Source organism: Puia sp. P3 (assembly GCF_050632245.1).
Taxonomy (GTDB): Bacteria; Bacteroidota; Bacteroidia; order Chitinophagales; family Chitinophagaceae; genus Puia.
This window is the reverse complement of the sequence record NZ_CP192583.1, coordinates 2,826,364-2,849,169: the sequence shown is the minus strand read 5'-3', so window position 1 is coordinate 2,849,169 and position 22,806 is coordinate 2,826,364. Positions and strand designations below refer to the sequence as shown.

The 22,806-nt window shown below is 55.8% G+C and carries 23 protein-coding genes, 1 tRNA gene and 2 pseudogenes; 16 read left to right on the top strand and 10 right to left on the bottom strand.

The features are described 5' to 3' along the window. Positions 1-58 precede the first annotated feature (58 nt). Both ACQ86N_RS17130 and ACQ86N_RS17125 read left to right on the top strand, forming a co-directional pair. Entirely contained in the window at positions 59-577 is a 519-nt protein-coding gene (locus tag ACQ86N_RS17130) for a hypothetical protein (protein WP_431216203.1), read from the top strand. A 72-nt stretch (positions 578-649) separates the two neighbouring features. Further along, a tRNA-Gly gene (locus ACQ86N_RS17125) sits at positions 650-722 on the top strand. A gap of 56 nt (positions 723-778) precedes the next feature. Here ACQ86N_RS17125 and ACQ86N_RS17120 read toward each other — a convergent pair. The 6 genes from ACQ86N_RS17120 to ACQ86N_RS17095 form a co-directional block, all read right to left on the bottom strand. After that, positions 779-1,267, bottom strand: a complete 489-nt coding sequence (locus ACQ86N_RS17120; protein WP_431216202.1) for a DUF1772 domain-containing protein — start codon at positions 1,265-1,267, stop codon at positions 779-781. 3 nt (positions 1,268-1,270) lie between these two features. After that, complete coding sequence (locus ACQ86N_RS17115) at positions 1,271-2,317, bottom strand: hypothetical protein (RefSeq protein ID WP_431216201.1); 1,047 nt, start codon at positions 2,315-2,317, stop codon at positions 1,271-1,273. Between the two features lie 150 nt (positions 2,318-2,467). Then, positions 2,468-4,162, bottom strand: a complete 1,695-nt coding sequence (locus tag ACQ86N_RS17110; RefSeq protein ID WP_431216200.1) for a gliding motility-associated C-terminal domain-containing protein — start codon at positions 4,160-4,162, stop codon at positions 2,468-2,470. A gap of 3 nt (positions 4,163-4,165) precedes the next feature. Further along, on the bottom strand, positions 4,166-5,728 hold the full coding sequence (locus ACQ86N_RS17105; protein WP_431216199.1) for a DUF1501 domain-containing protein: 1,563 nt from the start codon (positions 5,726-5,728) through the stop codon (positions 4,166-4,168). A gap of 22 nt (positions 5,729-5,750) precedes the next feature. Next, positions 5,751-7,352 carry a DUF1800 domain-containing protein gene (locus ACQ86N_RS17100; RefSeq protein ID WP_431216198.1) on the bottom strand — a complete coding sequence of 534 codons (1,602 nt, stop codon included), beginning with the start codon at positions 7,350-7,352 and terminating at the stop codon, positions 5,751-5,753. 42 nt (positions 7,353-7,394) lie between these two features. Then, positions 7,395-7,877 carry a hypothetical protein gene (locus ACQ86N_RS17095; protein WP_431216197.1) on the bottom strand — a complete coding sequence of 161 codons (483 nt, stop codon included), beginning with the start codon at positions 7,875-7,877 and terminating at the stop codon, positions 7,395-7,397. A 189-nt stretch (positions 7,878-8,066) separates the two neighbouring features. On the opposite strand from ACQ86N_RS17095, the gene miaB reads away from it, so the two are divergent. From miaB to ACQ86N_RS17055, 8 genes and pseudogenes are all read left to right on the top strand, one after another. Continuing rightward, complete coding sequence (gene miaB / locus ACQ86N_RS17090) at positions 8,067-9,491, top strand: tRNA (N6-isopentenyl adenosine(37)-C2)-methylthiotransferase MiaB (protein ID WP_431216196.1); 1,425 nt, start codon at positions 8,067-8,069, stop codon at positions 9,489-9,491. A 12-nt stretch (positions 9,492-9,503) separates the two neighbouring features. Next, positions 9,504-10,754, top strand: a complete 1,251-nt coding sequence (locus ACQ86N_RS17085; protein WP_431216195.1) for a sigma-54 interaction domain-containing protein — start codon at positions 9,504-9,506, stop codon at positions 10,752-10,754. Continuing rightward, positions 10,747-11,268, top strand: coding sequence for an LPS assembly lipoprotein LptE (lptE, locus tag ACQ86N_RS17080; RefSeq protein ID WP_431216194.1), 522 nt, complete (start codon positions 10,747-10,749; stop codon positions 11,266-11,268). The genes ACQ86N_RS17085 and lptE overlap by 8 nt, the downstream gene beginning before the upstream one ends. Before the next feature lie 23 nt (positions 11,269-11,291). Further along, positions 11,292-12,470 (top strand): hypothetical protein, encoded by a 1,179-nt coding sequence (locus ACQ86N_RS17075; protein ID WP_431216193.1) that lies wholly within the window; start codon positions 11,292-11,294, stop codon positions 12,468-12,470. A gap of 1 nt (position 12,471) precedes the next feature. Then, positions 12,472-12,783 carry a preprotein translocase subunit SecG gene (gene secG, locus ACQ86N_RS17070; RefSeq protein ID WP_431216192.1) on the top strand — a complete coding sequence of 104 codons (312 nt, stop codon included), beginning with the start codon at positions 12,472-12,474 and terminating at the stop codon, positions 12,781-12,783. Positions 12,784-12,868: 85 nt separating this feature from the next. Continuing rightward, positions 12,869-14,037: pseudogene (mltG, locus tag ACQ86N_RS17065) on the top strand (endolytic transglycosylase MltG). Continuing rightward, positions 13,926-14,885, top strand: a complete 960-nt coding sequence (locus ACQ86N_RS17060) for a YihY/virulence factor BrkB family protein (RefSeq protein ID WP_431216191.1) — start codon at positions 13,926-13,928, stop codon at positions 14,883-14,885. The pseudogene mltG and the gene ACQ86N_RS17060 overlap by 112 nt, the downstream one beginning before the upstream one ends. A 12-nt stretch (positions 14,886-14,897) precedes the next feature. After that, positions 14,898-15,497, top strand: coding sequence for a redoxin domain-containing protein (locus ACQ86N_RS17055; protein WP_431216190.1), 600 nt, complete (start codon positions 14,898-14,900; stop codon positions 15,495-15,497). Here ACQ86N_RS17055 and ACQ86N_RS17050 read toward each other — a convergent pair. Beyond that, positions 15,404-16,036, bottom strand: a complete 633-nt coding sequence (locus tag ACQ86N_RS17050) for a redoxin domain-containing protein (RefSeq protein ID WP_431216189.1) — start codon at positions 16,034-16,036, stop codon at positions 15,404-15,406. The genes ACQ86N_RS17055 and ACQ86N_RS17050 overlap by 94 nt on opposite strands. A gap of 37 nt (positions 16,037-16,073) precedes the next feature. Then, positions 16,074-16,634 carry a TrmH family RNA methyltransferase gene (locus ACQ86N_RS17045; protein ID WP_431216188.1) on the bottom strand — a complete coding sequence of 187 codons (561 nt, stop codon included), beginning with the start codon at positions 16,632-16,634 and terminating at the stop codon, positions 16,074-16,076. A 79-nt stretch (positions 16,635-16,713) separates the two neighbouring features. On the opposite strand from ACQ86N_RS17045, the pseudogene ACQ86N_RS17040 reads away from it, so the two are divergent. From ACQ86N_RS17040 to ACQ86N_RS17015, 6 genes and pseudogenes are all read left to right on the top strand, one after another. Beyond that, positions 16,714-17,211 (top strand): annotated as a pseudogene (locus ACQ86N_RS17040) (AsmA family protein); the annotation flags it as partial. Between the two features lie 1,283 nt (positions 17,212-18,494). Beyond that, the gene (locus ACQ86N_RS17035; RefSeq protein WP_431217448.1) at positions 18,495-18,974 is read left to right on the top strand and encodes an AsmA-like C-terminal region-containing protein; all 480 of its coding nucleotides are present in this window, start codon (positions 18,495-18,497) and stop codon (positions 18,972-18,974) included. Beyond that, on the top strand, positions 18,971-19,417 hold the full coding sequence (locus ACQ86N_RS17030) for a hypothetical protein (RefSeq protein ID WP_431216187.1): 447 nt from the start codon (positions 18,971-18,973) through the stop codon (positions 19,415-19,417). Before ACQ86N_RS17035 ends, ACQ86N_RS17030 begins: the two co-directional genes overlap by 4 nt. Positions 19,418-19,534: 117 nt before the next feature. Then, positions 19,535-19,840: an ATP-dependent Clp protease adaptor ClpS gene (locus ACQ86N_RS17025; protein WP_431216186.1), complete on the top strand. Its 306-nt coding sequence runs from the start codon at positions 19,535-19,537 to the stop codon at positions 19,838-19,840. Between the two features lie 27 nt (positions 19,841-19,867). Next, positions 19,868-20,518, top strand: a complete 651-nt coding sequence (gene aat / locus ACQ86N_RS17020; RefSeq protein WP_431216185.1) for a leucyl/phenylalanyl-tRNA--protein transferase — start codon at positions 19,868-19,870, stop codon at positions 20,516-20,518. Between the two features lie 154 nt (positions 20,519-20,672). Beyond that, a complete protein-coding gene (locus ACQ86N_RS17015; protein ID WP_431216184.1) occupies positions 20,673-21,290 on the top strand; it encodes a hypothetical protein in 618 nt (205 codons plus the stop codon). 56 nt (positions 21,291-21,346) lie between these two features. Here ACQ86N_RS17015 and ACQ86N_RS17010 read toward each other — a convergent pair whose 3' ends face one another. Then, entirely contained in the window at positions 21,347-21,493 is a 147-nt protein-coding gene (locus tag ACQ86N_RS17010) for a hypothetical protein (RefSeq protein ID WP_431216183.1), read from the bottom strand. Next, positions 21,445-22,716: an exonuclease domain-containing protein gene (locus ACQ86N_RS17005; protein WP_431216182.1), complete on the bottom strand. Its 1,272-nt coding sequence runs from the start codon at positions 22,714-22,716 to the stop codon at positions 21,445-21,447. The genes ACQ86N_RS17010 and ACQ86N_RS17005 overlap by 49 nt, the downstream gene beginning before the upstream one ends. Between the last annotated feature and the right edge of the window lie 90 nt (positions 22,717-22,806).

Here is a 22,806-nt window from a genome sequence, read left to right as displayed (position 1 = left end):
AGTTCGCCCCACCGACGTGAACCGCGAAAATGGACGAGGGGCGTAAAAATTTGAAACAATGAATTCACACCATACAGAACTTCTTCCCGCCGAATTTGCGGGCGATTCCCGGGTCTGGGTGTACCAGGCTCACCGGTTATTTTTCCTGTCGGAGGCGCTTCAGATAGAAAAAATGCTTGAAGAATTTGTCGCGGACTGGAAATCGCACGGCACCCCGGTAAAGGGATATGCCAACCTGTTCTACGGTCAGTTCATCGTCCTGATGGCCGACGAGAACGCGACCGGCGTCAGCGGGTGCAGCACCGACAGCAGTGTCCGGCTGATCAAGGCAATTGAACAAAAATTCCAGGTCCAGCTATTCGACCGGCTGACCCTCGCCTTCCAGGTAAAGGGCAAGACTCAGATGGTGCCGATGTCCCAGCTGCACTATGCGCTGGAGAATGGATTGATCGGCCCCGACACCCTCTATTTCAACAATACGGTACAGACTAAAGACGAACTGGCGACGAAGTGGTTGATCCCGGTGAAAGACAGCTGGCTCGGCGGAAGGTATTTGAAATCGTCAGCAGCCCGATAGATCGAAAATTATTTCCGGGTGTTGTGCCCAGCCCTTACATTTGCAATCCGGAGAAATTTTTTCTACGGATACGCGGAAGTAGCTCAGTTGGTAGAGCGACAGCTTCCCAAGCTGTAGGTCGCGGGTTCGAACCTCGTCTTCCGCTCGTTAGAAAAGCAAGGATATGGTCCTTGCTTTTTTATTTTGGAGAATCGGTAGCAGCTACCGCAGCATTCCCGCGCCGACCGTCATTGCAAAGGAAATTACACAACTCAGCGTCCGGATATTGTTCAGGAAATTCCATTGGGCTTCGAAGCTGGTGCGCGTGGCCGCAAGGTCTGCGGGGCTGGCTGCGGCGGCGTTGAATTTATCGAGCGCTTCGTTCATGGGAACATTGCCTGCCATGGTTACGCCCATTACGCCGACGATGTAGACGAGGGACGCAGTGATCAGGAGCCAGAAGGCGGCGGGCGGGGGTTTGTGGTAGCTGATGAAAGCGCTTAGGGGTAATAGAAATACCATTCCCATGAAGCAGAGGAGGAACAGGGGGTTGAGGATCGCGCGGTTCAGCGCCTGGAAGGCCGTGATGTATTCTTTGTCGGGCAGCAGGGCCAGGCCCGGGGTTACCGAGACCGACCAGCAGTAGAAGATGCCGGCGGCGAGGCCCATTACGATGGTTGTCAGGAATAGGATCATTTTTTTACTTTTCATTGTTTATCGTTTTAAAATATGCTTCGAGGAGTTGCAGGCCTTCGTCGTGGACGATGGTTGTTCCCAGCAGCGGCATCCTGCCGGATCGCATGAAATCGAGGATCTTTTTTTCTTAGCGGCGATCTTTGTTTCGTTTAAGGAGTTTTCGTACGACGGCCGGAAGTTGGAACGGGCGCAAAAGCCGTCCGCGTTGTGGCAGTGCGCGCAGTTCATTTCGAGGTAGGCGCGGGCGCGTTTTTCGAGTGTATAGGTGTTGTCGTCCCATGCGGGGAGGCGGGAAAGCGACGAGGGGTCTATGGCGGCGATTATGCCGAGGGAGTAGAGGTGGCGGAGCTGGTTGATGGTGGCGGCGTTGGGGGTGCCGGAAGTGGTGCCAGATGTGGTGCCGGAAGTGGTGGGGGAAATGGTGGGGGAAATGGTGCCGGAAGTGGTGGCGGGCAGGGTGACGCCGATATTGAGGTTTCGGGCTTTGAAGCCGATAGGAACAATCTCTTTGCCGGACCGGTGGCAGGACGCGCACTGCCTGGCCGAAGGGACCTGGTATCTGATGTTCCGGGATTGGCCGTTGCCGTCGATCCAGCTGACGGCCATACGGGGACCCGAGGCCGTCAGCAGCGCTTCGGTCTGTTCGGGGTTCCAGAGGTAAGTGCCGGCCAGCCAGTCTTCGCCGGACCTGAGCAGGATCCTGGTCTCGATGATGCGTCGCCCGAGGGAGGTATCGCGGCGGTCGTTCCAGTAGAAGAATGTTTTGACCAGCATTGTGCCGTCGGGGAACTGCGACAGGCCGTCGCCTGTGAGGACGATCCGGGTGCCGGTGGGGACTTTTACCAGTCTTTGTTTTTCCGCGTAGTCGGTGAATAGGGTTGTTGGCAGCTGGTAGCGGGCAAAGCCTTTTGTTGGCTGGAGGTCCGCGGAACGGCCCCGGAAGATGGCCAGGTCCGATAACCGGGGCGGTAGTTGGGGGTGAGGTCGGCGGTCGTCCCTGGGCCGGTAACAAATGACTGGGCGGCGATAAGGCAGAGCAGGCCGGCGGCGGTGATCAATTTCCATTTCATGCCCCAAAGCTATTTCGGGGGGACAGGGAAAAATAGAACGATTCCGACAGGGGAGCCGGTAAATGCAAAGAGCCCGTCCTTGCGGACGGGCATCTTTTTATGTTGGGGTAAAGGCGCCTAGCGGATAACCATTACCGTTCCCTTCTTAAAAACAGGTTGTTTCGTCTCCGTACTGAAATAGCTGACCATCCATACGAATGCCCCCGACGCCAGCTTTTCGGCCGTGGTAGGTGCCGTCCCAGGCCTGGTCGGGATTCAGGCTGCGGAATACGAGTTCGCCCAGCCGGTCGTAGACCTGCATTTCGAAATTGGTCATCTCGCAGGCGTGCAGCGGCCGGAAGGTATCGTTGCGTCCGTCGCCATTCGGGGTGAACGCGTTGGGCAGGAGCAGCTGGCAGCTGCAGGCGGAAAAGTTGACCGTTGCCGTCAGGGTATCCGAGCCGCAGCCGTTGGTGGCGACGACGGTATAGATGCCGGGTTGTGTAGGGCGGTAGGTGGCGGCATGCGAGCTGTCCTGCCAGGCATAGGTGTCGGCGTTGCCCTGTACCGTCAGCATGAAGTCTTCGCCATAGCAGAGCGTAGTGTCCTTTATCATCCGCACCTTGAGGCTGTCGTCGAAGCTGACCGTGAGCGTATCTGTGTATACGCACTGGCCCACCTGCGCGAGGACGGCGTAGGTACCGGGCCGGTAGACGAAGTAGGTGGACTGGCCCGTCTGGTTCTGGTCGTCGCGCTGCGGCGGGACCGAGGTCCATTTATAGGTGCCCTGGCCAAAATCTGCGTTCAGCACGAGGGTGCTGCCCTGGCAGATGGCCGTGTCGTTGAAGGCCAGCGGGCGGTCGTTGCGATAGGTGACGTCGACGGTATCCGTTACCTGGCAGCGTCCCTGATACGTGACGAAGACCCAGTACTCGCCGGCGTTCGTTATCGTGATCATGCTGTCGCGTGACGCTGTGCTCCAGTCGTAGGCCGTGGCGCCGGGGAAGGCGGCGTTTAACTTGTAGATCTGGTTGGGGCAGAGCAGCGTATCGGGGCCGATGCCGAAAGGAGGAGCCAGTGGCTGGGCATAGGTAACAGAGACCGTATCGCGGTAGACGCCGCAGCCGGGCACGGTAACGACCGCGACATAGCGTCCTCCCGGCGCGTGGGTGAAGATCTGGCCGCTCGTCTCGGGGAGCAAGGTACCGTTCAAAAGCCAGCTATAGGTGCCGTTCTGCGATGCCGCGTTGAGCTGCAGGTTGGCGCTGTCGCACATGATATGGTCTTTCCCGAGGTCGATCTTCGGCGTATCGCTCGCATAGACGCCGATGCTGTCGGTCACGCCGCATCCGTTGACCGCAACGGTATAGACGCCCGATTTTTTAATGCGCAACGTGTCCGTATGGGTCGTGTCGGCGTCGTTCCAGGTATAGGTTGCCCCCGCTATCACAGGGCCCTGGAGCAGCGTGTCCGGCGCCTTGCCGCAGACATAGATATCGGGGCCGAAGCTAAAATTCATGGGTGTCACTACGGCGATGGTAGCCGTGATCTTTATCGTGTCGCTGTTCCGGTACCAGACGTCGAGTTCGATGGGATAGGAACCGGGGCTGGCGAAAATATGCAGGGGCTTTTTGCCTCCGGAGCTGTCGTTGTACCCGGACGAGGGATCACCGAAATGCCATTTGATATAGTCGGGTTCAAAAAATGTATCGAGCAGCGGAGACGAAAAAACGATCTGCGAATTGACGCAAGCAGACGACCAGGCGATGGTGTCCACTCCCCTGCCCTGTGCGAAGCCGGTCTGGGGCCGAAAGAGCGCGGCCGCTAAAAGGATCAAAAATAGGATCAGACGCCTGTACATATATTATCCCCGCACTTTTAGTAAGGTTCTCACCTGCTGAACGGACTGGTTTTGAAAGCGGGCGTAGTAAACTCCGGCGGCCAGACGGCTGGTGTCCACCGTAACCGACCATGTTCCCGCGGTGTAGTCCTGGTCTACCGGTACGAGGACGATCCTGCCCAGCGCGTTGAAGATCTGTACGAGGGTATGTCCTCCGGCTGTCTTAAACGAGATTCTCGTACTGCTGGTAAACGGGTTGGGGCTATTCGTTATCAGGCTATCCCCGAGGCCATTCAGGTCGGAATAGGTATTGTTGCAGGCTGTGGTCTTGAGGAAGGGCAGGTATTGATAGTCCTTGAACAGCATTGTCGACACGTCGGTCGCCGATATGCAGAACCAGTCCCGGAGGATGGAGGAATAGACCGAACGGAAATCGTACTGCATGGGGATATTGCTCTGGGAATTGAGGCCGGAGAGGTCCGGATTGTTGCCGAGGACCCCTGTCTGGGCATAGTCGCCAAAGACAAATACCGCCTGGGCAGCTCCGTGGTCGGTGCCGAAGCTGCCGTTGGAGGCGATCCGGCGTCCAAACTCGGAAAAAGTCATGCCGAGCACTTGTTTATTGATTCCAAGGAATTTACAGTCGTTGGTGAAAGCAGAAATGGAGTCGGAAAGGTCTTTTAGCAGGGTCGCGTGCTGGCCGGTGGCGGGGTCGCCCGGGTTGACCTGGCCGCCGTGGGTATCGAAGAAGCCGCTGGCGGTGACATAGTATACTCTGGTCTTGAGTCCCCCGGCTATCAGGCGGGCGACGGTCTTGAGCTGTGCGGCCAGCTGGGTATCGGGATAGGGCTGCTGCTGGGTCACTTTTTTGGCGGCGGCGGTGATATTGGCCGCGTATTTATTGGTTTGCCGGGCGACGGACCGCAGATAGGTGAGTTCGTTGCCCATGGGCGTATCCGGCTCGGGTTCGGTGATGCCGTTGATCAGATTGTAAAACTCGGTATCCGAGGGTACGGCCATCGCGGTGGTTCCTACCGTCGCCTGAAAAACGGGGGATATGACGGATCCTATCTGGATCCCGAGCGGGTCGGGCATTTCGGCGTTGGGATAGCCCGCGGGGAAATTGGCGTAGGTATCGGAGAGGAATCTGCCGACCCAGCCGGTGGTCAGCAGCTGGTCTTCGTCGGCGCCTTCGAGCCACACGTCCGTCGCGCGGAAATGCGAGCCGTCGGCGTCGGGATAGCCGACGGACTGGATGACGGCCAGCTGGTCGTTATTGTACATGGCCTGCAGACCGGTGAGGGACGGGTGAAAGCCATTTTTGAGGTTCTTTTCCAGGGGAAGCACTTTTCCCTGCGGAATGGCGATATTGGACCGGGCGCCCATGTAGTCGCCGAAGTGTTCGAGCGGGATCACCGTATTGAGGCTGTCGTTGCCGCCCACGAGCTGTACGAGTACGAGGACGTGGTTGTTGTCGACGGCTCCCGGCATCATTCCCATGAAAGGCAGGCGGGACAGGGCATCGAGCCTAAAGCCGCCGAGCATGGTGACCGGCGCTACCGCCCTTAAAAAGTCTCTTCTTCGCATAAGGATATTGTGTTGGCGATGATTAGGATAAATGATATTCGGGCAGGTCCATGAAATATTTGAACAGTGACCGCAGTCTGGAATCGACGGCTGCGTAGGCGGCCATATCCGAGGGCGCGGCGAGATAGTTGAGCCATGCGTTGGTCCAGTACATATCCGTCGTGCCTCCGCCGAGCAGGATCGACTGTTTCAGCAGCGTGATCGAGCTGTCCGACAGTGGTGGCCGCAGCAGGATGTCGAGCGCGTCGGACACGAGCCGGTTGGGGTCCTGCGGCGCCGGCAGCAGATTGGCAAAGGCGACCGCGTCGATGCGGAGCGAAGTACCGTTGCGCATATTTCCTGTACCTATCAGGAGGTCGGTGATAAAGTTCCGCTCCGAATAGGTGACGGAGTTGATCCACAGCTCGTGGTACTGGGGCGCCTGGTGATAGGCCCCCCACCCTGCCACCAGCGGAATGGCGAGGATCTCCTGCTGCAGGTCGGAGGCGTTGTCGGCGAGCATTGTCCAGACGTCGTATTGTCCCTTTGCGTCGGTGGGTATCGTGACTTGGAATTCCCGGCACAGGCCGATGAGCATATCGAGGGGGCTTTTGATGATACAGGCCCCTGAATTGACGAGGTCGTAGAAGTGCTGGCTTTTGAAAAGCGTGGACAGGGTCGTCGTCATGTTATAGCCGCTCTGCCGCAGAATGTCCGCCAGCGGCGTGATGACGTTGGCTTCGATCGTATCGTCGATCTTATAGTAGAGAAAGAAATTATAGAGTTTGCGGCAGAGAAATTTTGCGGATTCCTGTGTCGCGAAGAGCATCGAGAGCATCGTGTCGAGCTCACCTGCCCCGGCGGCGCCGGAGTAGCCGGTGACGATGGTATTGTTGTAAAAGACGGAGAATTTCTTGTTGGTATCGTCGTGGTCTCCGGGCTGAAAGAGGTAGTTGTAGTTGAGGTCGAGTGTATGTCCCGTCAGCACCTGTGCGGCCGTTGCGACGTCGCTCTGGGTGTAGAACGAGCCGGATCCCTTTCCGATGGAATAGAGTTCCTGCAGCTCGCGGCCGAAGTTCTCGTTGGGTGATGTTTTTGTATTGGAGCTGCCGTTGAGCATGATCAGCATCGCGGGGTCGAGCGTGATGGCCTTCATCAGTTGGGGGAAGTTACCGAGTGCGTATTTGCGAAGCGTGAGATACTGGTTGTACCAGAGTTCGGCGGGGATGCCCAGGTTGGGGAGGGCGTTTGGCGCAAAATGGTTGTGCCAGAAGAGCGTCATTTTCTCGTGGATGCTGCGGCCGGAGCCGAGTAGTTGTCCGATCCACCAGGCCTGCATGGAGCGGACCCGGTTGAGGTTCATCTCCTGGTCCTGGTAGGTGATGCCGGTACCGACCCAGGTCGACCACTGTGCAACGCCGGTGGGGTCGGCGCCGTAGTGATTGAGTGGTTTGGTAGCCGGGGCGGCTGTGGGCTGAAGCAGCTGGTCGACGGCGGCGGACATGGAGAGGCTTTTGAAATGGTTGACGTCCTGTACTGTCGCGCCGAAAAGCGTTCGTTTCAGCAGGTGGACAACGTGCGGGGTATCCCAGTCTCCTGTATATGGCTCAAGACCTGCCGGACTGCCCGGAAATTCGTGCTTCATGGTATATTGAATTATAGCAGGGGCCGACGGGGCGGCCCGTTATTATTTTTGATAGATGGCGACGATGCTGCCGTTGGCAAATTTTACGGAGCCCGCGCTGCCGCTGACTACAAAAGAAAAACTACCGCTCACCACGCCGTTGTAGGTCTTGGGAAACTTGTCGATCAGCACAAAGCCGGTGGTATCTTTTGTATTATAGTAGACATTCCCTTTGCCGTCGGTGTAGGTGACCAGGAGGCTGTCCCGGCTGAACCGACCCGTCGTGTCGCCCAGAAGGCGGATACCGAGGCTTCCTTTTTTGGATGATGTATCGGGGTATTGAGCAGAGATCAGTGTGGTATGGGTGGTATTGACGTCCTGCAGGTATACCTCGTTGATGGAGTAGTTTAACAGGGAATCGTTGGCGGTAACCGCGATGGCAGACGTCGGGGTCACGGGAACCGAGGGCCCGTTGTTGCTCTTGCCACAGGCAAGAACGGCCAGACATAAGGATATTAGGGACTTTGACAGGTGTCCTTTCTTCATAAAGGTCAGGTTTTGGCTCGCAGGTTTCCCCCTGTTATGCAATTTCCAGGCCAAACCATCCCTCCTAAGTATTTTGATATCCACCTTATGTAGTTCCTCTTAGGGCGGGATCGGGCGGTTGAGCGCTGCCAACTTGTCACATCCAATTCGTTTTCTACTTATCTTTGCCGTCTAAATTGAGAAAGACAGATGGTGGAAGTCAAAAGCACGGGGGTACATGATGAGAATCGGCAGGGGGAGGCCTATGCCCCGCAGGTGATGGAGGGCAGGGAGTACAGGAAGAAGTTCTATATCGAGAGCTATGGTTGTGCGATGAATTTTTCGGATAGTGAGATCGTCGCTTCTATTTTGAACGATAACGGTTATGGCGCCACCGGCAACTATGCCGAGGCGGATCTGGTCCTGCTGAATACCTGTTCGATCCGGGAGAAGGCCGAGCAGACCGTGCGCAACAGGCTGCAGCTGTTCAGGCAGGTGAAGGACAGCCGGCCGGGCCTGCTCATCGGGGTGCTGGGCTGTATGGCGGAGCGGTTGAAGGGCAAGCTTTTGGAGGAAGAGAAGCTGGTGGATATGGTGGTCGGCCCGGATGCCTACCGGACCCTCCCGGGGTTGATCGAGGAGGCCGAGACCGGGCAAAAGGCGGTCAATGTCCTTCTCAGCCGGGACGAGACGTATGCGGATATTTCCCCTGTTCGGCTGGACAGCAATGGCGTGAGTGCTTTTGTGAGCATCATGCGGGGCTGTAATAATATGTGCGCTTTCTGTGTGGTTCCATTTACCAGGGGGCGTGAGCGGAGCCGTGATGCGGACTCCATCGTCCGCGAGTGCGCGGATCTCTTCAGCAAGGGGTATCGGGAGGTCACGCTGCTGGGCCAGAATGTGGACAGTTATTACTGGATGGACGAGGCGGCGGACAAGGCCGTCACCTTTGCGCTGCTGCTGGAAAAGGTGGCGCTGGTTCATCCCGACCTGCGGGTGCGTTTCTCCACCTCACATCCGAAGGATATCACCGACGAGGTGCTGTATACGATGGCGCGGTATGAGAATATCTGCAAGTATATCCATCTGCCCGTACAGAGCGGGAGTACGCGGATCCTCCAGCTGATGAACCGGACCTATACCCGCGAGTGGTATATGGCCAAGGTGGACAGGATCCTCTCGGTGATGCCGGACTGTGGGATGAGTACGGATGTCATTACCGGATTTTGCACGGAAACGGAGGAAGAGCACCAGGATACACTGAGTATGATGGAATATGCGAAGTATGACATGAGCTATATGTTCTTTTACAGCGAACGGCCGGGCACTCTGGCTGCGCGCCGGTATTCCGACGACGTCCCCGAAGACGTAAAGAAGAGGAGGCTGGACGAGGTGGTCAAACTGCAGGGCCGTCTTTCGCTGGAGAGCAATAAAAAGGATCTGGGCAAGGAGTTCAGGGTCCTGATCGAAGGGGATTCGAAGAAGAGCGCGGAGGACTGGCGGGGCCGCAACAGTCAGAACAAGGTCGTTGTTTTCCCCAAGGCGGGGGGCCATTATAAAAAGGGAGACTATGTCCAGGTCAGCATAACGGATTGTACACAGGCAACGTTGATAGGCGCTGTTGTTAATAATTAATAGGGAGGTTTTATGGAAATTCAATCAATTAAGAACCGCTTTGGCATTATCGGTAATTCTCCGGCATTGAACTTTGCGCTGCAGGTGGCTGTCCAGGTGGCGGGTACGGACCTGACGGTACTGATCAATGGTGAAAGCGGCGTTGGTAAGGAAGCATTTTCGATGATCATTCACGCGTTGTCGGCGCGTAAGCATAATTCATTTATCGCGGTCAACTGCGGGGCCATTCCCGAGGGCACCATCGATTCCGAGTTGTTCGGGCACGAGAAGGGTTCGTTCACGGGCGCTGTCGACTCGCGCAAGGGCTATTTCGAAACGGTCAATGGCGGCACGATCTTTTTGGACGAGATTGGCGAGCTGCCGCTGGGCACGCAGGCCGGGCTGCTGCGGGTGCTGGAGGCGGGTGAGTTCATCCGGGTAGGTTCTTCGAAGGTGCAGAAGACGGACGTGCGGGTGATCGCGGCCACCAATAAGGACCTGCTCGAGCTGACGGAGAAGGGGAAGTTCAGGGAGGATCTTTATTATCGACTGAGCACCGTTCCCATCCGGGTGCCTTCGCTGCGCGACCGGAAGGAGGATATTCCCCTGTTGTTCCGGAAATTTGCGGTGGATTTCGCCGAGCGGTACAAGACGGCTCCCGTCCAACTGGATGAAGAGGCGAAAAATCTGTTAATAAATTATCCCTGGCCGGGTAATGTCAGGGAATTGAAAAATATTGCAGAACAAATTTCCGTTCTGTCGGAGGACAAACAGATCACGGCAACGACGCTGCGACGTTTTATCCCCGAGACCTCGGGCAACCGGCTGCCGATGGTCGTCCCCGGTAATACGGTGAATACGATCAACAGTCCTGAGTTCTCCAACGAGCGGGAAATACTCTATAAGCTTTTCTTTGATATGAAGAAGGACGTCACGGAGCTGAAGAAGATGTTCCTCGAGATCATTCAGAATCCGGCGATGGCTTCGACGCAGCACGCGGCCTTTCTGAACGAGCTGAAGGAGCTGAAGCCGGCCGAGATCTTCCAGGCGCCGGCGATCACGACGGCGCAGCCCATGGTGATACACAATAATAACAACGGGCATGACGATATACATCATCACGAAGAAGTGGAGGAGTCGCTGAACATCATGGACAAGGAAAAAGAGCTGATCGTGAAGGCGCTGAAAAAGCATAAGGGTAAACGTAAGGATGCGGCTTCGGACCTGGGCATCAGCGAAAGGACCTTATATCGAAAATTAAAAGAATACGACATTAATGAATAGGATCACTTGTTTACTGGCAGCTTTGACCCTCGGCCTCTCGTCCTGTAAGATCTATTCTTTCAAGGATGTTTCGATCCCTGCCGAGGTAAAGAGTATCCATATCGCCTATCTCGAGAACAGGGCCCGACTGGTGAATCCGCAGCTGGCGCCGCAGCTGAACGACAAATTTCGCCAGAAAGTGACCAGCCAGGCTTCCAAGCTGACGCAGATACAGACCTCGGACGCCGACTATGACGTCAGCGGGTATGTGTCGGACTACAACTACAGTACTTCCGGTATCTCGAACCAGCAGGCGTCGAGCAACCGGCTGAGCGTGACCGTGCATATTATTTTCAAGAATCATCTGGATCCGACGGGGAGAAAGGTGGCGCCGGCAGATTTTGAGGCGGATGTGACGCGCAATTTCGACTTTCCCGCGTCGCAGACCATCCAGGAGTTCGAGACCGGGCAGATCGCGACCGTGGTCACCAACCTGACAGACGAAATCTTTAATAAGTTATTCTCCAACTGGTAGAAGTAAGTCTAATGAACCCATCCATGCAGCCTATCATCCAGCATCTTTTCCAGGTGTCCAGCCTGGAAGACGTCTCCCGGCAACGCCTGGAGAGTTTTGTAGCGGAATATCCTTCATTTGGCATCGGGCACTATCTCCTGTCGCGTAAGTTGTTGGCGGAGGGCGCTGATAATTATATAGAGGAGACGCAGCGGACGAATCTGTATTTCACCAATCCGTTCTGGCTGCAGTGGCTGTTGGATAATCCGGAGGAACCGGCGGCCGGAAAGGTCTTGGAGACGCAGGTGGCGCGGGTGGTGGAGGCGCCGGTGGCGGAGCCTGTGGTTGAGGAGCCTGTAGTTGAGGAGCCGGTGGTTGAGGAGCCGGTGGTTGAGCCGGTTAAGGATACGATGGATGTGGCCGTGGAAGAGGCGCTGATGCAGGGGCATGAGCATGAGCCGGAACGGGCCAGCCTGGTGTCCATTGCCGAGACCGCCGCGGCGGCCGATGGCGCGGAGCAGCCCGATTCTATGGTGGCACTGGCGGAAAAGCTGGCGGCGGAGCCGGAGCCCACGGCTGCGGAGCTGCTGTTGCAGAGCATCGAGGAGGCCAGAGGATTGAGGGAGTCGATTGATAAAATACATGAGGATTTTGGTGTGGTGCGTCAGCCTGTCGAAGAACCCATCAAGGATGAAGAGACGGCGTTCGTACTGGAAGAGGATGCTGCCGCGGAAGGGCCGGTGGCTGCGGGGGAAGGTTCGGTGGCTGCGGGGGAACCTGTGGCGGAACTGCGGGCAACGGAGCCCGCTCAAACGGCGGAGGCGGAGGCCGAGGCGAAGCCGACGGAGCAGGGTTATATCTTCGAACCTTACCATACGATCGACTATTTTGCCTCGCAGGGTATCAAGCTGCATCTGGAGGAAAATCCCAGCGACCAGCTCGGCAAGCAGCTGAAGAGCTTTACGGAGTGGCTGAAGACCATGCGCAAGCTCCCGCAGAAGGAAAGGGAGGTGTTGCCGGACCAGGTGGCGGAACAGACGATACAGACCATCGCGGCGCATTCCGTGGTCGGCAAGGAGGTGGTGACGGAAACGATGGCGGAAGTCCTTGCAAAACAAGGGATGCCGGAGCGGGCGAAGGCGCTTTACGAGAAATTAAGTTTGCTGGATCCTGATAAAAAGGCTTATTTTGCAGCCAAAATAGAACAATTAAACTCTCATTAACATGATCTTCTTTGTGATTTTGCTGATTCTGGCATGTGGGATACTCGGTCTGATCGTTCTGGTTCAAAACCCCAAAGGGGGCGGACTGGCTGGTAATGTCGGCGGTTTCAGCAATCAGCTGATGGGCGTCAAGCAGACAACGGACGTGCTCGAGAAAGGAACCTGGGTGCTGGCGGCTGTAGTTGCTTTGCTCTGCCTGTTCTCCTCGGTCTTTACCCATACGTCTTCGGGTCGTACGCAGCAAGGTATCGAAAAGGTCACCGCGCCTACGCAGCAAGCACCTTCTACCCCCGCGCCTGCGCCTGGTAAATAGCCTATACCACCGGCCATAGCCGGTGATCAGATAATATGGCCATCTCTTTTAATTTTATTATTGAGATGGCCCTTTTTTGCCAACTATGTTTCCTATGAAGCGAATCATATCAGTAGTGATCATTGTCCTCGTCGTGGCCTTGTCCTTTATCGGCTGGCGCGTCTTTGGCCCGGGCACGGGATTCAGCGAAGACAGCTATAGTCTGTATATCCATACCGGCATGAACTATGAAGAGCTGCTGGACCTGCTGAAGAAGGACACGGTGGTGAAGAGCCCGGCTGTCTTCAACTGGGTAGCGGGACGAATGGGCTATCCTTCCGCTGTAAAGGCGGGAAAATACGAGATCAAAAAGAATACGAGTCTGATCAATATCGTCCGGATGCTGCACAACGGCAAACAGACGCCGGTGAAGATCGTGATCACCAAGTTCCGGACCCCGGAAGGATTTGCGGGGGCTGTGGGAAAGAAGATGGAAAGCGATTCCGATGCGCTTGCGGCCTTTCTGCACAACAACGATTCGCTGAAGCAATTCGGTGTAGACTCGAATAATTTCATGGCCATCGTCCTGCCCAATACCTATACCTATTTCTGGAATACCCCGCCTTCGGGGATCCTGAAGAAGATGTATACGGCCTATAAGGCCTGGTGGACGCCGGAGCGGGTCGCAAGGGCCGAAGAAAGGGGTCTGACGCCGGTGACGGCGACGATACTTGCCTCTATCGTGGAGGAAGAAACGAATGCGCAGTCGGACAAGGGCAGGATCGCCAGCGTGTATCTGAACCGGATGGCGAAGAAGGTGAAACTCGCCGCGGATCCGACCGTCAAATTCGCGATGCGGGACTTCGAGCTGAAAAGGATCTACGACAAGTATCTGAAAACGGAGTCGCCCTATAATACTTATCTTCACGAAGGGCTGCCGCCGGGCCCGATCTGTACCCCTCGGCTTCCACGCTGGAGGCGGTCCTGAATTCGCCCAAAACAGACTATATGTTCTTTGTGGCCAAGCCCGACTTCTCCGGCTATTCCAATTTTGCGGCTACTTATAAGGAGCATATGGAATATGCGAAGGCCTACCGGGATGCCCTGGACAAGGAGATGGCCAAAAAGCAGCCGCCGACAGTATCAAGAAGAAGTGACGGATTATGCTCAAACTCGAAAGAAAGATCTACCAAAGCGCCCCTTTCCGATTCCTGGAGAACAGGAGCAAACGGATCATCCTGCCGGGATTCCAGGGTGTTCCTTTGTTCGAGGTGATCAGGTTCTTCAACAGCCAGGTGAAGAAAGTCGGACTGAATGACCGGGCCCGATCGATCGCCTTTAGTTTTCTAACGGCGATTCCGGCGGCTACTATCTTTATTTGTACGCTTGTCCCCTATATGCCGGTATCCAGGCAGATCGAACGGCAGTTGTTGTTGCTGACCAGGGATCTTACCCCTAATCAAAATACGTATTTGCTGGTGAGCCAGTTCCTGACGGATTTTCTCGACAAACCGAGGGCGGGTCTGCTGTCGTTTGGTTTCGTTTTGGCCCTCTTCTACTCCTCCAATGCGATGATGGGTATCATGCGGTCGTTCAACAAATCGCTGATCTATACGACCAGGCGCAATACCTTTCAGGCCCGGTGGATGGCTATCAAGCTAACCACGCTGGTGCTGGTGATGGTGATCGCCTCGGTGATCATGCTCGTAACGCAGGCCGACCTGCTGCGAAGCCTTTTCAAGTGGCTGCGAATCTCAAGAGGTGACCAGACGGCGCGTTTTCTTTTTCGTACCCTGCGGTGGATCGTCATTATTCCGCTGTTTTATTTTGCGATCGCGTGCATCTACAAATACGGGCCGGCGGTTCAAAAGCGGTGGACGTTGTTCTCTCCCGGCACTTTTCTTGCGACGCTGCTGACTATTCTGTTCACGGCGGCCTTTTCCTTTTGGGTCAACCGATTTGGCAACTACAACAAAGTTTACGGTTCCATCGGCACCGTGATGATCCTGATGCTGCTGGTCTACTTCAATTCGCTGGTGCTGTTAATTGGTTATGAGCTGAATGTGAGCATCCACCACCTCAAGGTGATGGCCGGGGAAAAAAGAGGTAACTTTATAGGGTAAAACCTTGTAGTTATGAAGCTCCTACTATTCGCCGCCCTTGCGGGCTCCTTTCTGGTCGGCTCTGCGAGCCGTGACGGCGTGCTTCCGATCGGCTCGCCCATACCGAAGCCTGCGGTTTCCGTAAAGGACGTTTCGGGAAAAGACCTCACCCTGCAGCAGGTGAAAAAGGCCGGCGGGCTGCTGGTGATGTTCAGCTGCAATACCTGTCCCTATGTGATCATGAACCAGTCCAGGACGAAGGATGTGTGCGCGTATGCTGCCGACCGGAAGATCGGCGTGATCCTGCTGAATGCGAATGAAGGTGACCGGGAGAACGGCAATTCCTATGCGGCCATGCAGTCCTATGCAAAGGCCCAGAACTACCAGATGTATTATGCGATGGACAATAACAGCGTGCTGGCCGACGCCTTTGGCGCGAGCAGGACGCCGGAGTGCTATCTGTTCGACAAGGATGGCAAGCTGGTCTATCACGGCGCTATCGACGACAGTCCGGGAGATGCGGGCAGTGTGCGGAGGCGTCATCTCCAGAGCGCCATCGACGAGATGGTCGCTGGCAAGGAAGTGACGGTAAAGGAGACGAGGTCGGTGGGCTGCTCGATATCGAGGAGTTGAGCGGCGTGATCACGAGGAGGGTCGTGATCACGACGGGGGTTCGCGATCACGAGGGGTTGAGCATCTTTTTTATTTCCAGGTCGACCTGGGGTTCGGTCAGCTCGGCGGTCGAAGAAGCGCCGGTAGTGGGTCGCGTTGTTGATGAACAGTGAGGAGGGGATGCCGCCGGACCAGCGTTGGTCGACCTTTGGGCAGAAATAGTCGGCGTCGGTCTCGTTCAGCCAGAGGATGCGGGCGGTGTAGTCGGTTTTCTTCGCGAATTCGGCAATTTTTTCGGGGTAGTATGTGGGGAGGTCGAGGCTGACGAGGATCAGCTCCACCTTCTGGTCTTTGAATTTATTCACGCCCGTCTGAAAATAGGGGATCTCGTGGTTACAGGGGACGCAGAAGGTCGCCCAGAAGTTGATGATCAGCGGGTGGTCGCTGTTGGCGATATAGCTTTCGAGTTCGGTGATCTTTATTTTTCCGATGGTTTGTTGTCCGAAGGATGTCGCGCCTGTCAGGAGGGCGATGGTAAGGATCAGAAAGCTTTTCTGCATGGTTTTTTCGTTTATAGTTGTCCCCTACTCCATTCCTTTAATAGTTCGCTGTAGCGTGGCTCGGGCAGGCCGCGTTGTGCATATTGTCCCGCGGCGTTTTTTGCCGGAATGCTTCGTACAGGGTAACGGCGCAGGCGACGGAAATATTGAGCGACCGGATGATACCCACCTGCGGGATGATAAAATTGGCGTCGGCCATTGCCGGGATCTCTTCGCTGACGCCGGAGTGTTCGTTGCCGAAGACGAGGGCTACTCTGCCGGTGAGGTCCATGTCATAGAGCGATACCGCGTCGGTGCTGAGGTGTGTGGTAAAGATATGGTCTACGCGGGAACGGAGGTGGCTGAAACATTCTTTTGCGTCGGAGTACTGGTGAACGGTGAGCCAGCCGGCGGCGCTGCTGCTGCTTTTGGCGCCCCATTTCTTGTGTCTGGGGATCCGGGTGTTAAGAACGTAGACGTCCTGGACGCCGACGGCATCACAGGTACGCATGACGGCCGATATGTTGTGAGGATCGAAGACGTTTTCCAGTACGATGATCAGATTGTCCTGTCTTTTGTCCAGTACGGAGGTGATCCTTTGTTCTCTTTCGGGGGTCATAGTCAATAAATAAGCCGTAAAGGTAACCAAAGATTTTTTGCCTATTTTCACATTTCCTAATTAACCTATAAAAAGCACAATGAAAAAAGTTCTGAAAATCTCAGGGCTGATCCTGGTGGCACTGCTCGTCGTTGCCATCGCCCTACCCTTCCTGTTCAAGGGAAAGATCACCTCCATCATCAAAGACCAGATCAACCAGCGGCTTGTCGCCAGAGTCGATTTTTCGGACGTGGACCTGTCGCTGTTCCGGCATTTTCCGCGTCTTTCCGTGGCGATGGACGATCTGCGGGTCGTCGGCACGGAAGAATTTTCGAGGGATACGCTGGTCGCGGCCCACCGGATCGATGTGGCCGTCGACTTTTGGAGCGCTATCGGCGGCAAGCAGCTGCGGATACATTCCATCGCCATCGACCAGCCGAGGATCCATGCCCTGATCCATCCCAACGGGCATGTCAACTGGATGATCATGAAGCCTGATACGGCGGCCGTGGCTCCGGAGCAGGGGGCGAAGGGTTCCTCCTTTGCCATGGCGCTGCAGAAGTACTCCATCACGAATGGCTATCTGGAATACAGGGACGACAGCAGCAAGATCAGTACGGAGATCACGGGTATCAATCACTCGGGCGGAGGGGATTTTTCTTCCGACGCCTTTGTGCTGAATACCAATACTACGGTGGAGTCGCTGAGTTTCAGCTATGGGTTGATCCCCTATCTGGTGAAGGTGAGGACGAGGATGTCGGTGGATTTTCAGGTGGACAACAAGATTGCAAAATATAGTTTTAAAACCGATGATCTGGCGCTGAACGACCTGAATCTGCATACCGAGGGCTGGTTTCAGCTGGTCAATGACAGCACCTACGATATGGATATTTCGTTTAAGGGTCCTTCGCTGGATTTTAAGCATATTTTGTCGATGGTCCCCTCTATGTACAGCAAGAATTTCGCCGGGGTGAAGACCAGCGGGCAGGCGAGTCTGGACGGCTTTGTTCGCGGGCGTTATGACAGCAAACATATTCCGGCCTATCATGTAGCGCTTGGGGTGAGCAATGGTATGTTTCAGTATCCCGATCTGCCGTTGCCGGTGAAGAATATCAATTTGTCGTTGCTGGCCGACAACCCCGACGGAGTACCGGACCATACCGTTGTCGATATCAGCAAGGGGCATATCGAACTGGGTGATGCGCCGCTGGACTTCCGGCTGCTGCTGAAGACGCCGGTGAGCGATCCGTGGCTTGATATGGCGGCGAAGGGCCAGCTGGATCTGGGTAAGGTCTCGCGCTTTGTCAAGCTGGATGCGGGGACCCGGCTTGCGGGGCTGCTGAATGCGGATATGAATATGAAGGGCAGTCTTTCGGCGATGCAGAATCAAAGGATCGGGCTGTTCGACGCGGCGGGTTCGCTGGGGCTGGCGGATTTCGTTTATGCTTCGGCGTCGTATCCTTCGGGTATCAGTCTGGAGCGGCTTCAGATGAGTTTCAATCCGAAGAATATTACCCTCAGCGAGCTGAAGGGGGTGTATGGGAAGACGCATTTCAGCGCGCATGGTGTGCTGAATAATCTGCCGGTCTATCTTTTGAAGCACAAGCCGCTGGATGGTGAGCTGGCGGTGCAGGCGGACGAGGTGAATCTGAACGAGCTGATGGGTTTGTCTTCCGCGACGAAGGCGGATAGTGGCGCGACGGTTAAGGCGGATACGGCGGCCAGGGCGACGACGGCGTTTGCTGTGCCGGCCAATATCAATTTTGTGCTGAGTGCAGCGGTCGACCGGGTGTTGTACGATCGTCTGCTGCTGGAGCAGGTGACCGGCAGCGTCGTCATTGCGGACGAGACTGTGACCCTGCAGAATGTAAAGGCCAGGGGCTGGACGGGACGCTTGCGATCAGCGGGTCTTATTCGACGAAGAATGGTGTCCAGCATCCGGATATCGCCTTTTCCTACGACGTGCAGCAGCTGGACGTGCAAAAGACCTATGGCGCCTTTGTCAGCATGCAGTCGCTGATGCCGGCGGCGAAATATATCGCGGGGAAGTTCAGTTCGCAGCTGACGATGAAGGGCAGGCTGGGTGCGGATATGAAACCGGATATGAATTCACTTACCGGGGGTGGGAAGCTGCTGCTGGCGAACGGGGCGCTGAAGGGTTTTGCGCCGACGGATGTACTGGCGTCTACGCTGCATCTGGACGAGCTGAAGGACATCAATTTGAAGGATATCAAGACCAGTTATACATTCCGGAATGGCCGGGTGATCGTGGATCCTTTTCCGGTGAAGCTGAAAGATATCGATATGGAGGTGGGGGGACCCACGGGTTTGACCAGACGCTGGACTATTCGATTGCGATGAAGGTGCCCAGGGCGATGCTGGGTGGTGACGCGAATAACCTGATGAACAGTGTGGCGTCGCAGGCGGCCGGACATGGTCTGAACGTCAATATGAAGGATAAGATCGACCTGCCGGTGGGGATCGGCGGGACGGCGACGAAGCCGGTGATCAGGGTGGATATCAGGGGGGCACTTGCGGGCGCGGCTGCGGGTCTTAAGCAGCAGGCGACCGATCTGGTGAAGGCGAAGGTCGATAGTGTAAAGAGCCAGTTGCGGGATACCGCCAGGGCGGTGGGTCAGCAGGTGGCAAAGAATGCGGCTGAGGAGTTGCGTAAGCGGCTGACCGGGGGGAAGGACTCGGGAGTGGCGGCGACGGGCGGGGTGGATACGAGCGCGAAGAAGCAGCTGCAGTCGGCGGGGAAAAGCCTGATCGACGGGCTGTTCAAGAAAAAGAAATCCAACTAATTATCACATATGTAAATCCATGGTGACCAGTCTTTAAGGGCGCTCTTTCCGAAAGGGGGGCGCCCTTGTCTTGTAGGGCTTCCCGAAAAGATTACCTTTGTAAAAAGACTGGAATAAATGCCCGAGTTATTGAATAATCCGAGGACGGTTGAGCTGGAAGATGTGGATGTGATGACGGCCTATGAGGCTCCTTACAGCCTGATCGTGTGGAACGATGAGGTCAACACGTTCGAGTGGGTGATCGAGACCCTGATAGAAGTCTGCGGCCATTCGCAGGAGCAGGCGGAGCAGTGCGCGATGATCATCCATACCAAGGGCAAGTATGCCGTCAAGCGCGGATCGTACGACGACCTGAAGCCGCAGTGTGATGCCATTACCGAGCGCGGCATCGGCGCCACCATCGAGGTCCTTTCCGAATCTTAGAACTCCCGAGACGTCTTCAAATCCTTCATGCCTTTATTTGTCTTAAACAACGAGCTCGTATTTCCTCCGGTGGATCGGGCGGAGCCGGATGGCCTGCTGGCTGTCGGCGGGGACCTTTCTGTCGAGCGACTGCTGCTGGCGTATCGCCAGGGTATTTTTCCGTGGTATGAGGGCAAGCATATTCTTTGGTGGAGTCCCGATCCAAGGTTTGTACTATTCCCGGATGAGCTGAAGGAGAGCAAGAGCATGAAGCAGCTGGTCCGAAAGAACGTCTTCGAGTTCCGTGCCGACACGGCGTTCGGCGAGGTCATCACGAACTGCAAGACGATGGCGCGGCGTGGTCAGGAGAGCACGTGGATCACGGACGAAGTTCGCGCTGCGTATATCCGTCTCCATTTATCGGGGTATGCGCACAGTGCGGAGGCCTGGAAGGACGGGCAGCTGGTGGGAGGACTGTATGGCATCAGGATGGGGCGCGCGTTCTTTGGAGAGAGTATGTTCAGTAAGGAGAGTAATGCTTCCAAGTTTGCGTTCATACAATACGTTCGGCGTTTGCACAGCGAAGGAGTGCGGCTCATCGACTGTCAGGTCTATACGGAGCATCTTGAAAGCCTTGGTGCGCGCATGATACCGAGGACGGAGTTCATCGGTCTTGTCGATCAGCTGAGTGGCGAGTAACCCGTTGCGTCAGCGTGTAACCCGCGACGTCATTTGACCATCCCCAAAAAATTATTGTCGATCTCACAATAAATTAGCGGTTGATAATTTGTTGAGTGCTATTTGATTTATGGGCTTTAACGTCTATACTTGCGGACATAAAACCCAATGTAACATGAAAAAACTCTTAATCGTAGGGATTGTGTTTCTTCTCGGTATTTCTTCCATTCATGCCCAGACCGGCATTTTCAAACCTTTCAAAGTCGACGTAGCGTTCGGTTATGCGATGCCCGCGGGCAGCGGCTCGAAGGGCGGCGTTCTGATTGCCGTAGAGCCGAAGTATGCGGTGCTTGATCAGCTGGCTGTGGGTCTTCGTATGGAGGCGGCCATTACGGCGCGTGCCGCTGTTGCTCCCGATGGTTCTTCTGCTTCGGGTGATATAAAGGCGAGCGGCTCTTATCTTGCAACGGGCGATTATTATTTTATGAATACGCCTTTCCGTCCTTTTGTGGGCGCGGGCGCGGGTATATTTACGCTGGCTGCGGTCTCGGCCGGCGCCAACAATCAGGGCGGCACGTCGGAGATCGCGTCCAGTTCGTCCAAGTTCGGCGGCATGGTTCGCGCCGGTTTCGAATTCGGTCATTTCCGTCTTGGTGTGGAATACAATCTGATCAGCAAGACTACGGTGCCGGTACAGGATTTCAACGGCAATTCTCTTGGTAATGTAGACATCAAAAATAGCTATCTCGGCATCAAGGCAGGTTTCTTCTTTGGCGGCGGGAGAAAGAAATAGAACATCGTTATAACCCCTAAGCACACGCCGGTCTGACGAAAGTCGGGCCGGTTTTTTTATGGCCAGGAGATGCGTTTGCGGGGCCAGCGTTCGGCGTACTGGTAGATGAGTCCGCGCATATAGTCGTTCTCGGGGTATTGGGTGAGGTAGCCTTTTAGTTCGTCGGCGTCGCGGATGGCGGCGTCGGCGGGCAGGTAGCCCATGCCATACATCCGTCCCTGTTCGACGAGGATGATGCTTTTTCTTCGGGGTGGCGGCCGTCGTCGAGGAGGGTAAAGCTGGGGAGGCTTTTGATGAGGGCGCTAACGGCGGCTTCTACCCTGTCGTTATAGTGTTGGGGCGACTCTTTGTGTTCGCAGGCGCCGTCGCAGTCTCCGGCGGTCAGGCCGATGCAGGTGTCGTTGTCGCGCTGGATGAAGCAGAGTTTGGGGCAGAGGCGGTATTCCTTCACCAGGCGGCGGAGCAGGGTCTGTCCTTCGAGGAGTAAGGAGAAGGTGTAGATGGGCTGGAGCTGGCGTTTTCTTTTCTCGACGATGAGGCGGGAGTAGCCGTTGCGGTCTTCGTAGATGTAGAGGCCATAGCTGGGCTCGAACCTTTTGAGGCTGCGGTTGTACGCGGGCCAGAGGCGTTTGATCTCGATGCATTCGAGGAGGAAGGCCATGAGTTCGGTACCTGTGGTCTCGTGGCTGATGGAGTAGATATTTCTTAAGAACTCCTGTTTTTGGCGGCCTGGCTTGTTGTTGGAGAAATGGCTGGTGACGCGGTGGCGGAGGTTTTTTGCTTTTCCGACGTAGATGACCTTGCCTTTCTGGTCGTGGAAGTAGTAGACGCCGGGCACCATGGGGAGTTGGTCGAGTTGTCCGGCGGGGAGGTTGACGGGCAGGTATTGTTCGCGGCTGTTGCCTTTAAGCATGGTGCGGATATGTTCGAGGCCGCCGGCTTTGAGGATCTGTTCGAAGAGCCGGACGGTGGCGTCGGCGTCGCCTCCGGCGCGGTGGCGGTTGGGGATGGTGATGCCGAGGTATTTACAAATATTGCCGAGGCTGTAGCTGGGGGCGCCGGGGAAGGTTTTTCGGCTAAGCCTGACCGTGCAGAGCTTTTTGCAGTCGAGTTCGTAGCCGCAGTCTTTGAGCTGGTGTTTGAGGAAGGAGTAGTCGAAGTTGACGTTGTGCGCGATGAAGACGGCGTCTTTCAGCCATTCGTAGACCTGGCCGGCGATCTGTTCGAAGGAGGGTGCTCCGGAGACCATTTCGTCGGATATGCCGGTGAGTGACTGGACGTAGCGGGGGATGCTCATGCCGGGGCGGACGAGGGTCTCATAGCGTTTGAGCTCCCTATTCCCATCGTGTAACACAATAGCAACTTCTGTTATGGCGTTACTAGCTGCGTATCCTCCGGTAGTTTCTATGTCGACTATCGCGTACATCTCTTTTTTGCGTTGATAAAGGTATAAAGAATCAACGGTCCGCACCCTACCATTTTATGAACCGCCTCAGGCGTAAGCCTGGGAATTTAT

Excerpts from the sequence above, each read along its gene's own strand:
- ACQ86N_RS17110 (WP_431216200.1), bottom strand. The coding sequence starts at position 4,162 with ATGTACAGGCGTCTGATCCTATTTTTGATCCTTTTAGCGGCCGCGCTC.
- ACQ86N_RS17015 (WP_431216184.1), top strand. The coding sequence starts at position 20,673 with ATGAAAAAACTCTTAATCGTAGGGATTGTGTTTCTTCTCGGTATTTCT.
- ACQ86N_RS17095 (WP_431216197.1), bottom strand. The coding sequence starts at position 7,877 with ATGAAGAAAGGACACCTGTCAAAGTCCCTAATATCCTTATGTCTGGCC.
- secG (WP_431216192.1), top strand. The coding sequence starts at position 12,472 with ATGATCTTCTTTGTGATTTTGCTGATTCTGGCATGTGGGATACTCGGT.
- lptE (WP_431216194.1), top strand. The coding sequence starts at position 10,747 with ATGAATAGGATCACTTGTTTACTGGCAGCTTTGACCCTCGGCCTCTCG.
- ACQ86N_RS17100 (WP_431216198.1), bottom strand. The coding sequence starts at position 7,352 with ATGAAGCACGAATTTCCGGGCAGTCCGGCAGGTCTTGAGCCATATACA.
- miaB (WP_431216196.1), top strand. The coding sequence starts at position 8,067 with ATGGTGGAAGTCAAAAGCACGGGGGTACATGATGAGAATCGGCAGGGG.
- ACQ86N_RS17010 (WP_431216183.1), bottom strand. The coding sequence starts at position 21,493 with ATGGGCTACCTGCCCGCCGACGCCGCCATCCGCGACGCCGACGAACTA.
- ACQ86N_RS17120 (WP_431216202.1), bottom strand. The coding sequence starts at position 1,267 with ATGAAAAGTAAAAAAATGATCCTATTCCTGACAACCATCGTAATGGGC.
- ACQ86N_RS17115 (WP_431216201.1), bottom strand. The coding sequence starts at position 2,317 with ATGGAAATTGATCACCGCCGCCGGCCTGCTCTGCCTTATCGCCGCCCA.
- ACQ86N_RS17130 (WP_431216203.1), top strand. The coding sequence starts at position 59 with ATGAATTCACACCATACAGAACTTCTTCCCGCCGAATTTGCGGGCGAT.
- ACQ86N_RS17005 (WP_431216182.1), bottom strand. The coding sequence starts at position 22,716 with ATGTACGCGATAGTCGACATAGAAACTACCGGAGGATACGCAGCTAGT.
- ACQ86N_RS17105 (WP_431216199.1), bottom strand. The coding sequence starts at position 5,728 with ATGCGAAGAAGAGACTTTTTAAGGGCGGTAGCGCCGGTCACCATGCTC.
- ACQ86N_RS17045 (WP_431216188.1), bottom strand. The coding sequence starts at position 16,634 with ATGACCCCCGAAAGAGAACAAAGGATCACCTCCGTACTGGACAAAAGA.
- ACQ86N_RS17050 (WP_431216189.1), bottom strand. The coding sequence starts at position 16,036 with ATGCAGAAAAGCTTTCTGATCCTTACCATCGCCCTCCTGACAGGCGCG.
- ACQ86N_RS17075 (WP_431216193.1), top strand. The coding sequence starts at position 11,292 with ATGCAGCCTATCATCCAGCATCTTTTCCAGGTGTCCAGCCTGGAAGAC.
- ACQ86N_RS17055 (WP_431216190.1), top strand. The coding sequence starts at position 14,898 with ATGAAGCTCCTACTATTCGCCGCCCTTGCGGGCTCCTTTCTGGTCGGC.
- ACQ86N_RS17060 (WP_431216191.1), top strand. The coding sequence starts at position 13,926 with ATGCTCAAACTCGAAAGAAAGATCTACCAAAGCGCCCCTTTCCGATTC.
- ACQ86N_RS17030 (WP_431216187.1), top strand. The coding sequence starts at position 18,971 with ATGAAGGTGCCCAGGGCGATGCTGGGTGGTGACGCGAATAACCTGATG.
- aat (WP_431216185.1), top strand. The coding sequence starts at position 19,868 with ATGCCTTTATTTGTCTTAAACAACGAGCTCGTATTTCCTCCGGTGGAT.
- ACQ86N_RS17085 (WP_431216195.1), top strand. The coding sequence starts at position 9,504 with ATGGAAATTCAATCAATTAAGAACCGCTTTGGCATTATCGGTAATTCT.
- ACQ86N_RS17025 (WP_431216186.1), top strand. The coding sequence starts at position 19,535 with ATGCCCGAGTTATTGAATAATCCGAGGACGGTTGAGCTGGAAGATGTG.